General features: G+C 70.1%; 8 protein-coding genes. 6 read left to right on the top strand and 2 right to left on the bottom strand.

The window, feature by feature from the left end; genetic code table 11:
• Nucleotides 1–190: 190 nt before the first annotated feature.
• From DEU35_RS00035 to DEU35_RS00025, 3 genes are all read left to right on the top strand, one after another.
• Complete coding sequence (locus DEU35_RS00035) at nucleotides 191–1165, top strand: phospholipase (RefSeq protein WP_246077962.1); 975 nt, start codon at nucleotides 191–193, stop codon at nucleotides 1163–1165.
• Between the two features lie 90 nt (nucleotides 1166–1255).
• Nucleotides 1256–1834, top strand: coding sequence for a PadR family transcriptional regulator (locus tag DEU35_RS00030; protein WP_103210829.1), 579 nt, complete (start codon nucleotides 1256–1258; stop codon nucleotides 1832–1834).
• A 52-nt stretch (nucleotides 1835–1886) separates the two neighbouring features.
• On the top strand, nucleotides 1887–3584 hold the full coding sequence (locus DEU35_RS00025; protein ID WP_116238288.1) for an AarF/ABC1/UbiB kinase family protein: 1698 nt from the start codon (nucleotides 1887–1889) through the stop codon (nucleotides 3582–3584).
• Between the two features lie 88 nt (nucleotides 3585–3672).
• Here the strand turns inward: DEU35_RS00025 and DEU35_RS00020 are convergent, their stop codons facing one another.
• Nucleotides 3673–4803 (bottom strand): hypothetical protein, encoded by a 1131-nt coding sequence (locus tag DEU35_RS00020; protein ID WP_103210831.1) that lies wholly within the window; start codon nucleotides 4801–4803, stop codon nucleotides 3673–3675.
• Nucleotides 4804–4867: 64 nt separating this feature from the next.
• On the opposite strand from DEU35_RS00020, the gene DEU35_RS17285 reads away from it, so the two are divergent.
• Nucleotides 4868–7882: a DEAD/DEAH box helicase family protein gene (locus DEU35_RS17285; protein ID WP_220340827.1), complete on the top strand. Its 3015-nt coding sequence runs from the start codon at nucleotides 4868–4870 to the stop codon at nucleotides 7880–7882.
• A 4-nt stretch (nucleotides 7883–7886) separates the two neighbouring features.
• On the opposite strand, the gene DEU35_RS00010 is transcribed toward DEU35_RS17285, so the two are convergent.
• The gene (locus DEU35_RS00010) at nucleotides 7887–8807 is read right to left on the bottom strand and encodes a lytic transglycosylase domain-containing protein (protein ID WP_116238287.1); all 921 of its coding nucleotides are present in this window, start codon (nucleotides 8805–8807) and stop codon (nucleotides 7887–7889) included.
• Between the two features lie 543 nt (nucleotides 8808–9350).
• Between DEU35_RS00010 and rpsA the strand changes: the two genes are divergently transcribed.
• Both rpsA and DEU35_RS16930 read left to right on the top strand, forming a co-directional pair.
• The gene (rpsA, locus tag DEU35_RS00005; protein WP_056227982.1) at nucleotides 9351–10805 is read left to right on the top strand and encodes a 30S ribosomal protein S1; all 1455 of its coding nucleotides are present in this window, start codon (nucleotides 9351–9353) and stop codon (nucleotides 10803–10805) included.
• Nucleotides 10806–10910: 105 nt separating this feature from the next.
• Nucleotides 10911–11084, top strand: a complete 174-nt coding sequence (locus tag DEU35_RS16930; RefSeq protein ID WP_170210603.1) for a hypothetical protein — start codon at nucleotides 10911–10913, stop codon at nucleotides 11082–11084.
• Nucleotides 11085–11539 lie beyond the last annotated feature (455 nt).

Genomic DNA, 11539 nt, shown 5'->3' with positions numbered 1-11539 from the left:
CCGGGTCGATGGGCCTGTCGAATAATCCCAGTTCACGCGGCTATTTTCGCCTCCCCGTGATAGCGGCGAACGACAGACGCACTCACCGGCTCAGGCCCTGTGCCTCGCGGTGCGACCGGCACTCGGCTCCCACCGGTCTTCCAGGTAACGAAAAGATAACGTCCAGAACCAGCACCCACACTCGGGGCCCGTGCCGACCCGACGGCACGACATCGCGCTCGATCCCGACGAGCGCGCCCCCGACGAAAGATCTCTCTTGCTGCGTTCCGACATCAAACTCACCCACGTCAACCGCGCCCGACGCACCCTGGTCACGGCGGCCACCTGTGCCGGCCTCGCCTTCGGCATGGTCGCGACGACCGGCCTCGCGATGGCGTCCCCGCTGTCCCTGCCGGACGCGTCGGCCTCCTCCTTCTCCGCCCCCGGCACCTCGGTGCCCGTGTCGACGGCGCCGACCCTCGACGCCGTCACCGCGGGGGCGAGCACCGCCCTCGATGGAGCGCAGACGGCGCTTTCGAGCGCGAACGCGGTGCAGGCTGACGTCGCCGCGACCGGACTCCCTCTCGCGATCGGCGACGCCTCGATCGACACGAGTGCCCTGCAGGATGCCGTGGATCGGCTCACCTCGCGCGACCTGCTCCCCGTGCTGCTCGTTCCCGCCCTGAGTCAGAACGCTCAGACCGAGACCGAGCGCGTGAGCGCCCGTGTCGCAGAGGTCCAGGGGAGCCTGGACCAGGCCAAGGCAGAGAAGGCGGCCGCCGACGCCGCCGCCGAGGCGCAGCGCCAGGCCGAGGCCGCAGCTGCCGCCGAGGCTCAGCGCCAGGCCGACGCCGCGGCGGCTCTCGCCCGCGTCAACACCACAGACGGAGCCAAGGCGTACGCCGCGCAGCTCGCGTCCGAGAAGTACGGCTGGGGGAGCGACCAGTTCTCCTGCCTCTCGTCTTTGTGGACCAAGGAATCGGGCTGGAACTACAAGGCCTACAACAACGACGGTGGGGCCACCGGCATCCCTCAGGCGCTCCCCGGCAGCAAGATGGCGTCGTTCGGTGCCGACTGGGAATCGAACGCGGCGACCCAGATCGCCTGGGGCCTCGACTACATCTCCCGCGGTTACGGCACGCCGTGCAGCGCCTGGGGGCATTCGCAGGCGATGAACTGGTACTGAGAATCCCCTCGAAGGTGACCCGCCCTCTGCATCAGCGATATATCGTTATGTATCGCTGACTCAGGTCGGGTCCGCGCGAAGGAGGTCGTCATGAGTGGTTCATTCCTGGGAGACGCGTTCGGCGGGCGAGGTGGGAGCAACACCCCCGGCTGGCCGATGTCCAACATCCTCGAGGGTCTCGAGCAGCTGCGCACGCAGTTCGAGCAGAAGACCGCCTCGACGCCGCGCATGAACAAGGGAGACGTGCGATCGGCCGTCCTCTCGCTCCTGCTCGAGCAGCCGATGCACGGCTACCAGATCATCCGCGAGATCGAGGACCGCAGCGGCGGCTCGTGGAAGCCGAGCCCCGGCTCTGTCTACCCCACGCTGCAGCTGCTCACCGACGAGGGCCTCGTGCAGGCCGAGGAGTCCAACGGCCGCAAGACGTACTCGCTCACCGCCGAGGGGCGCGCCGCGGCGGGAGATGAGACCACCGAGCGCACCGCCCCGTGGGAGTCGGCCGGTTCGCGCGACAGCGGCCGCATGACGGCGCTGCCCAAGGCGGGCGTCGAACTCGCGCAGGCAGCGGCCCAGGTCGCACGCACGGGTGACAAAGAGCAGGTGGCGCAAGCCGTCGAGATCCTCGACGAGGCCCGCCGTAAGCTCTACTCCATCCTCGCCCAGGGTTGAGGTCACGCCCGATCGACGGGGGCTTCCCGCCCGTCGGCATCCAGGAGAATCGATGACCGACGACGCCCTCATGAAGGCCCGCTACCGGCGGATCACGCGCTTCGCGGCGCGCTACCTGGTGCAGGCCTGGTGGTTCGAGCTGTTCCTGCCGAGGTTCGGCCTCGGGTGGATCTCCGCCCGGGGTCGTACCCGGCGGCTCGAACGCATCGCCCAACGCTTCCACGTGCTCGCGGTCGACCTCGGTGGTCTGATGATCAAGGTTGGGCAATTCATGTCGTCTCGCCTCGACGTCCTGCCCCCCTCCATCACGAAGCAGCTCGAGGGGCTGCAAGACGAGGTGCCCGCGGTCCCGTTCGTGCAGATGCGGGCTCGGGCCGAGGAAGAGCTCGGGATGCCGCTGGAGCGCGCCTTCGCGAGCGTCGATGAACGGCCTCTCGCCGCGGCGTCGCTGGGCCAGGCGCACCGCGCCGTGCTGACGGAGGATCTCGCCGCCGAGACCGGCCTGCGCGCCGTGGTGCTGAAGATCCAGCGGCCCGGCATCGACCGCATCGTCGACGTCGACCTGCGCGCCCTCCGCAAGGTCGGTGTGTGGCTCAGCAAGGTCGCCCTGGTGCGCGATCGTGTCGACATGCCCTCCCTGGTCGAGGAGTTCGCCGTCACGAGCCTCGAAGAGATCGACTATCTCCACGAGGCCGCGAACTCCGAGCGCTTCGCGGCCGACTTCGGCGGGCCCGACGGAGTGGCCGTCCCCGAGGTCGTGTGGGAGCGCACGACCCGCCGCGTGCTCACCCTCCAAGACGTCACGGCGATCAAGATCAACGACGTCGAGGCCCTCCGCGCGGCCGGCATCGATCCGTCCGAGGTCGCCGCCCGCTTCGCGCGCGTGATGTTCGATCAGCTGTTCGACGACGGCTTCTTCCACGCCGACCCGCACCCCGGAAACGTCTTCGTCACGCCGCTCGGCGGCACGACCGACGCCGGTACACCGGCCTGGCGGTTCACCTTCATCGACTTCGGCATGATGGGCGAGGTGCCGCCGAGCCTCCGCCGCGGCCTGCGCCGCGTGCTCATCGCGGCGGCCTCGCGCGACGGCAAGGGCCTGGTCGACGGCATCCGCGATGTCGGCGTGCTGCTGCCCTCGGCCGACACGATCCAGCTCGAGCGCGCGATGACGCAGCTGTTCTCGCGTTTCGGCGGAATGGGGTTCGCCGAGCTGCAAGAGGTCGACCCGCGCGAGTTCCGCGCCTTCGCGATCGAGTTCGGCGACGTCGTGCGATCGCTGCCGTTCCAGCTGCCCGAGAACTTCCTGCTGATCGTGCGCGCGATGTCGCTCACCAGCGGCATGTGCAGCGCGCTCGATCCCGCCTTCAACATCTGGGACGCCGTTGAGCCCTACGCGCAGCGCCTCATCCGGGAGGAGAGTGGGAACACCGCGCAGGCCTTCGTCCGCGAGGTCGGGGCGGTGGCCGCCGTCACCGCGCGCCTCCCGCGCCGTGCCGACAACCTCATCTCGCGCTTCGAAGACGGCTCGGTCTCGGTGCAGACTCCGCGCATCGAGCGCCGCATGCGCGATCTCGAGCGGATGGTGCGCCGGGTGGTCTCGTCGGTGCTGTTCACGGGCCTGCTCATCGGCGGGGTGCTGCTGCAGGCCGAGCAGGCGGTGCTGGGCACGATGCTCATGATCGTCTCGATCGCGCCGCTCTCGCACGCCCTCCTGGCCGGGTGGGTCGCTCGGCGCAACGGCGCTTGACCCGTCGGGGCGCTCGTCGCGCCGGCGGCATCGCTCCGCCGCGGCGCGCACGATCGTGACGACGGCACGACGCCGGATGTCGCGCGGTTCAGCGTCCGTCGAAGATGCCCAGAAGAGTGACGACACCGAAGAACACCGGGATGCCGTAGACCGCCGTCCCGACCATGAACGACGAGACCACGCGCACGTTGGCCCACCAGCCGTGGCGGGGCGTCCACGAGCGGAGCTGTCGCCCCTCGGGGCCCACGACGGGCGCGTGCGGGCGCCACGCCGAAACCCCCGCGGTACCGCTCACGAGACTTTCCGCGATCTCCACCGCGACCTGGCCAGCGACCCTCTCGTCGGTGTACCGCAGCGAGCGCTCTCGCAGTCGGGGTGCGACGTGGGTGAGGATCGCGTCCACCTCTCGCCACAGGGCCGGATCGTCCCAGCGACGCCGTTCCGCCCGGAAGAACACGGCCCGGTCCTCGATGATCTCGACGTCGAACGCGCGCGCGTGGTCCGCGAGCGTCGCCATGACGTCGGGGGTGAGGACGTAGAGCGCGTCCCGGGCGTATCCCCGTGGAGCGTACGCACGGAAGATGCGGTCGAAATCACCCTCCAGGGAGAGCCGTTGCCGTTCGGCGAGGTTCTCGGGCAGTCCCGAGCGCACCCCGTCGTTCTCGACGGCGTCGAGGACCAGGTGGGGGAGAGGGGATGCCAGCGAGACGCAGACGTAGGAGCGTGGACGCGTGCGCGGCATCCGCAGTCGAACCGTCCCGAATTCGACCCCTTCGCCCACGAAGCGCGGGTATTCGCGGACGCCGGCGGAGTGAGCGGTGACGATGGCTTTGAAGGAGTCCCGCCACCACGCTTCTGCGCGGAACTCGTTCGCCCGCGCGGTGAGAGCGCGGCGAGCGCGGCGGAGCCGAACGGGCGTCGAGGCCTTCCGCGACCATCGCCACAGGGCGACGCTCGCGGCGGTCCAGACGATGGAGACGACGAGGGTGATGATCAGGGTGCGTACGTCGTCGGCCTCGAGCGTCCCGTCGCCCCGGATGTCGACGTCGAGTCCGGTATCGAACACCACGATGAAGAGGGTCCAGACCAGGATCACGGCGTTCAGCCGCACGAGCAGGCGTCTGCGGGTCGGCACCCACGGCGGCGGTTCGTGCTCCGGTACGGTCGGCAGCTCCCGCCGTACGTCGTCGTCGGGGGCATCGAGCCATCGAAGGTCCACGCGTCGTCCTCTCCGGCGGAGGTTGGTCCGCCCGCCCGCCGGGGCGCTTCTCTAGACTGGCGCGGTGTCGACCGAACCGAGCCGTCCCCTTTCGGCGTGGCGGTTCGACGGGACGCTCCGGGCCTACCAGCGCGCCGCGCTCGACCGTGTCGACGTCGACGCGGGGGAGCCGCTGCACCTCGTCGCCCCGCCGGGTGCCGGGAAGACTCTGCTCGGGCTCCTCCTCGCCACGCGCAGGGGGCACCGCACCGTGGTCTTCGCGCCGACGACGGCGATCCGCGCGCAGTGGGTGGGGGCTGCCCGGGCGCTCGCGCATGACGACGCCGCCGTGTCGGAAGACCCTGATCGCCCCGCCGACCTCACGGCCCTGACGTACCAGGCGATCAGCGTGGTCGACTCCGGCGAGCCCTTCGCGGCCCTGGCGCGTGCCCGCTGGGCCGAGGAGCTGATCGCCGACGACCGCACCCCCGACCAGGCCGAGGGATGGCTAGACGCGCTCAGCGAGAGCAATCCCGCGGCGTACGGCCGTGGCATCCGTTCTCGGTCCCGCGCCCTTCGTCGCACGCTGGCGAGGCAGGATGCCACCGCGCTCACGGCCGCGCTCCACCCGCGATCGCGCGAGCTGCTGGAGCGCCTGGTCGGGGCAGGCGTCGAGACCGTCGTCCTCGACGAGTGCCACCACCTCCTGGATCACTGGGCGCTGGTGGTCGCGGCGCTCGTCGCGCGGCTGCGCGCGGCGGGTCGGGAGCCGCTCGTGATCGGGCTCACCGCCACCCTGCCCTCGCCCGATGACGCGAACGAGTACGAGAACTACGTCTCGCTGCTGGGCGAGGTCGATCTGGAGGTTCCCGTCACGGCCGTCGTCCGAGAGGGGGATCTCGCGCCGTACCGCGACCTCGTCCACGTGGTCGAACCGACGGCGGAGGAGCGGGCGTTCCTCTCCGCGCACGCCGAAGCCCTCGCGGAGGCGCTGCGGACGACCTTCGCGGTGGGCGCCGGGAGGGAGTTCCTCCGCGCGGTGCTCCAGCCGTCGGCCCCTTCCACCTCCGAGGACCCCCTCGAACCGCCCGCCGAGGGCGTCTCGTCCCCGGACCCGGTCGCTCCCGCGGGGACGAGTGCGGACGCGCGTCCGGGGATCGAGCCCCCGCCGCCCGCCGCGGAGTCGTCCGACCCCGACGCCGCCGTCGATGCCGCTCTCTCGGCGGCGTTCGCCGTCGACTTCGCCGGTGCCGAGGCCGCTGCGGCGATGTTCTCCGTCGTCGCACCCGGCGACCCGCTCACCGCGCGTCTTCCCGCCGTGGCACGACGTGCGCCCACGACGGACGAGACGCTGCGCCTGCTGGGTCGATACGCCCTCGACCGCGTTCTCCCCGACCCCGCGCGCGTCGACGACTGGCACCGGCTGCGCCGCCTGCTCGCCGATTTCGGCTTCGCCTTGACCGACCGCGGGGTGCGGCGCACCCGCGATCCGATCGACACGGTCCTCGCGTCCTCCCTCTCGAAGGACAGGGGAGCGTGCGACATCCTCGCCCGCGAGCGCACCGAGCTCGGCGACCGCCTCCGCGCCCTCGTCGTGACCGATTACGTCACCCACGGCAACGTCCACGGGGGGCTCCTGGGCTCGGCCGGCGCCGTCCGCACGTTCTCGATCGTGGCGACGGATGCCGTCACCTCGGCGCTGCGCGCGATCCTCGTCACGTCCTCGACGGTGCGCGTCGCCGTCCGTCACGCGGAGACGCTGCTCCCGGCGCTCACGCGCGAGCTCGGCGTCCCGGTGACGGGAGAGCCGTGCCCCGACGATGCGGCTGTCCTCGAGGTGCGGGGGACCACGGGGTCCGGTGTGGTCGGCGCCGTGTCCCGGCTGCTCGCCGACGGCTCGCTCGAGGTGGTCGTGGGCACGCGCGGTCTGTTCGGCGAAGGCTGGGACTGCCCGGCGGTGAACACTCTGATCGACCTCACGGCGGTGGCGACGGCGTCAGCGACGCAGCAGTTGCGAGGCCGTACCCTGCGACGCGATCCGAGCTGGCCCGAGAAGGTCGCCCACAACTGGACGGTCTCGGCGCTGCTGCCGCCCGACTCGCCCCTCGACGCGCAACCCGATGCCGCCCGTCTCCGTCGCAAGCACGCCGGCCTGTGGGGACTCGACGCCGACCACCCGGAACGCATCGTCCGCGGGCTGCCCGCGGCGCTGGGGCGCGACCGTCGTCGCGCGCTCGACGAGGTGCTCGAGAAGGCCCGCGGTGCGTCGCTGGAGGGTGTCGACGCCCTGACCTCGGCTCCGCCGCGGGACGAGACGCGATCCGCCTGGCGCATCGGCTCCTCGTACGACGATCGCGAGGAGCTCTCCGCGGTGGTCGAGCGCCCGGCCCGCACGCCGGTCTTCTCGACGTCGGTGCGGGCCGAGCGTGCCCTCGGCGGGTGGCTCGGAGTATCGGCGGGAGCGCCGGCGGCGATGCTCGCGTTGTCGTTCTTCCTGCCACCCGTCGCGGGAGTCGCGGTGGGGGGAGTCAGCATCCTGATCGGTGCCGTCATGGCCGTGCCCCTGTTCTCCGCGTGGCGTCGCACGCGTCGGCAGGCTCGGGATGCCGCGGCGACGCTGCGGAACATGGCGCGTGTGGTGTGGACGGCGCTGTCCGAGAGTGGGCGCGTCCGGTCCCCGCTCGCGGTGCCCGTCTGGGAGCGAGAGCGGAGGGATGCCGATGGCACCCGCGCCGAGATCCGGATGGCTGACGCGAGCCTTGCCGATCAGAGGACGTTCGGGATCGCCCTGGAGGAGCTGTGCGGTCCTATCCGGACGCCGCGCTTCGTTCTGGAGGTCGACCGCGGCGGAGGGCCGTGGTGGGTGCGCGGTGTCCTCGATCGCGTGGGACGCTCCCGGCCCCGGCAGTTCGTCGCCGTGCCGGCCGAGATCGGTCGTCGTCGGGCGGACGCTCTCCGCTTCCACGGCGCGTGGCAGGTGCACGTGGGTCCGGCCGTCCTGCACGAGCTCAACGGCCCCGAGAACCTCTCGCTACTCGCAGAAGCGCGCCGCACCGGAGGGTTCTCCGGAGCGGCGCGCTCGATGATGCGATGGAGCTGAGGGCTCAGTACCAGCCGGTCGACTGCGAGTGACCCCACGCGCCGCACGGCGTGCCGTAGCGGCCCGAGATGTACCCCAGGCCCCACGACACCTGGGTGGCGGCGTTGGTCTGCCAGTCGGCACCGGCGGACGACATCTTGCTGCCGGGGAGGGCCTGCGGAATGCCGTAGGCGCCGCTGCCGGAGTTGTAGGCCTTGTAGTTCCAGCCCGACTCCTTGTTCCACAGCGAGACGAGGCACGACATCTGGTCGTCGCCCCAGCCGCGGCTGGCGAGCATGTCGCGCGCGGCGGCCTGGGCGCCGGCGGGGCTGTTGTCTCCCGAACCGCCTCCGGTCGGGATGGGGGCCGAAGACCCTCCACCGCCGGAGTTCGACGAGGACGACGACGATGCCTGCTTCTCGGCGGCGGCCTTGTCGGCGGCGGCCTTCGCGGCGGCAGCAGCCTCTGCTTCCTGGCGCGCCTTCTCGGCCGCCTCTTCTTCCGCCTTCTTGGCGACGGCGGCGTCGAGACCCCCGCGCAGCTCGGCGACGCGCTGATCGACCGCGGCGGAGGCCGCGGAGACGTCGTGCGAGAGCGCCGGCAGGAACGTCTCGGGCAGCACCGAGGCCGCCTGCAGGCGCTCGGCGGCCTGCTGCAGCGCGGTCGTGTCGACCGTGGCGGGCTGGCCGATGTCGAGCCCGGATGCCGCGATGTCGCTCTGCACGGTGGCGACGGCCTGGATCGAGCTCGACGCGGCGGTCTCCGCCGCGCGGGCCTCGGTCTTCTCGGGGCCGGGGGAGGCCGCGAGCACCGTAGGCGTGATCGAGGAGGCGAACGAGAACGTCGCGGTCGACAGGTCGGCGGGAGAGGCGGTGGCGGACGGCGCGGTGCCGGTGAGGGCCGAGGCCGCGACCACGCCGAGCACGAGCGCTCCCACTGTCGTCACGGGGCGACGACGAGTGCGGCGGGCGGCGAGGCGGCGGTCACGACGATTGGAAAAGGACGTCGAGTCAGAGCGCATAGAACCGGTTTCACGTGAGGGGAGGACGGTGCGGGTGTCACCGTCCGACCCGCGTCAGCGGGCACAAGACGGGGAGCCTGGCACGTGTTTCTGGACGCCACCTGGGCGGACCGCCTCAGAACACCGGAACAAAAACGCCGATCCGGGGCGAATCGCGCGCACGCGTGATCGCCCTGTCCAGCCCTCCGTCTCCGTGCGCGCTGCCCGGCCCGCGTCGTCGTGTGACGGCTCGACCGCGGGATGCGCGCCACCCGGGACTGCGCGGGAGGCCCGGTGCGTTAGACTGAGGTGTCACACCTGGGTTCTGCCTATCTGGCGAGCCCGTGGCATCGCACAAACAATCCGCTTCGCTTCGACTCGTGGTTGGAGTTCGCCCTCGGGCGGCCCCAGCCCGACGGCCCCCGGTCCTGGACCGACGGGTACAGGAGTCGGAGCCCGACACCACACCCAACTAGGACAACCCACTACATGACTACCGCAACGACCGCCCCGGCTACCAAGCAGGTCGCGATCAACGACATCGGCTCGGCCGAAGACTTCCTGGCCGCGGTCGAGAAGACGCTCAAGTTCTTCAACGACGGCGACCTCATCGAAGGCACCGTGGTGAAGATCGACCGCGACGAGGTCCTCCTCGACGTCGGTTACAAGACCGAGGGTGTCATCCCCTCCCGCGAGCTCTCGATCAAGCACGACGTCGACCCCAACGAGGTCGTCAACGTCGGCGACCACGTCGAGGCCCTCGTTCTCCAGAAGGAGGACAAGGAAGGCCGCCTCATCCTGTCCAAGAAGCGCGCTCAGTACGAGCGTGCGTGGGGCGACGTCGAGAAGATCAAGGAGAACGACGGTGTTGTCACCGGTTCCGTGATCGAGGTCGTCAAGGGTGGTCTCATCGTCGACATCGGCCTCCGCGGCTTCCTCCCGGCCTCGCTCATCGAGCTGCGCCGCGTCCGCGACCTCACGCCGTACCTCGGCCAGGAGATCGAGGCCAAGATCCTCGAGCTCGACAAGAACCGCAACAACGTCGTGCTGTCGCGCCGCGCCCTGCTCGAGCAGACGCAGTCCGAGTCGCGCACCACGTTCCTCAACAACCTCCACAAGGGCCAGGTCCGCAAGGGCACGGTCTCGTCGATCGTCAACTTCGGTGCGTTCGTCGACCTGGGCGGCGTCGACGGTCTCGTCCACGTCTCCGAGCTCTCCTGGAAGCACATCGAGCACGCCTCCGAGGTCGTCGAGGTGGGCCAGGAGGTCACCGTCGAGATCCTCGAGGTCGACCTCGACCGCGAGCGCGTGTCGCTCTCGCTCAAGGCGACGCAGGAAGACCCGTGGCAGGTGTTCGCCCGTACCCACGCGATCGGCCAGATCGCTCCGGGCAAGGTCACCAAGCTCGTTCCCTTCGGTGCGTTCGTCCGCGTGGCCGACGGTATCGAGGGCCTCGTGCACATCTCCGAGCTGTCGGGCAAGCACGTCGAGCTCGCCGAGCAGGTCGTGTCGGTCGGCGAAGAGGTCTTCGTCAAGATCATCGACATCGACCTCGAGCGTCGCCGCATCTCGCTGTCGCTCAAGCAGGCCAACGAGTCGGTCGACCCCAACGGCACCGAGTTCGACCCGGCGCTGTACGGCATGGCCACCGAGTACGACGAGCGTGGCGAGTACAAGTACCCCGAGGGCTTCGACCCCGAGTCGGGTGCGTGGCTCGAGGGCTTCGACACTCAGCGCGAGGCCTGGGAGCAGGAGTACGCCGCTGCTCAGGGTCGCTGGGAAGCCCACAAGGCTGCCGTCGCCAAGGCCCTCGAGGCTGAGGCCGCCAACCCGACGGACGCTGGTTCGTTCGGTGGATCGTTCTCGTCCGAGACGCCCGCCCAGGGCACCCTCGCCGACGACGAGTCGCTGGCTGCGCTTCGCGAGAAGCTCTCCGGTCGCTGATCCGTCCCGCATCGAAGGCCGGTACCTCCTCGGAGGTGCCGGCCTTCGGTCGTTTCCGGGCGCAAGCCCTGGCGGGCAGGTGGGCAAGCAGGGCAGGATGAATGCATGGCTTCTCGACTTCCGCTTCTGATCACCCTCGCCGGCGTGGCCGTGCTCTTCCTGTCGATCGCGTTCGTCTTCGCTCTGGTCATCGGAGCGATGTTCTTCGGCGGGATCGAGTTCACCGGGGGACACACGGATGCCATGACCTCGCCGTCGACGTGGACACTCGTCGCCTGACCGTCATACCGTTCCCGTCACTCGGCCCGGACGACCTCGAAGGTCGTGCCGGGCCGTCCGCGCTTCCGCGGGTTTCCGCGTGTGCGGTCCGGCGACACGCCCGAGATGTGCCTGGATTCGACGGGTCGGTCGTTCCCGCGTAACTTATTACTTGTTCGCCCCACAGGGGAGAGCGGAGAGGCCGGAAGGCCCCGCATCGTCTCAAGTGGCAGACCACCCAAAACCTCATCGTTTCGGTGTATGGTTTTGGTTCTGGTCTTCGACCGGGTCTCACGACGCTGATCTTTCATAGGTCCCATGGTGAGAACCACAAGGTTTGAATGATCGAATAGGTAGTGAACTGCCTCACGGGTAGGTCGGGAGATCGTTTCTGTGGGTGCGTCCGTTCCTTGAGAACTCAACAGCGTGCACTTGTCAAATGCCAATTTATTCCTCGTCGGTCTGACTTTTGTTGG

Origin of the sequence: Microbacterium sp. AG157 (assembly GCF_003385695.1) — a bacterium.
Classification (GTDB): Bacteria; Actinomycetota; Actinomycetes; order Actinomycetales; family Microbacteriaceae; genus Microbacterium; species Microbacterium testaceum.
This window is presented reverse-complemented; position numbering and strand designations above follow the sequence as displayed.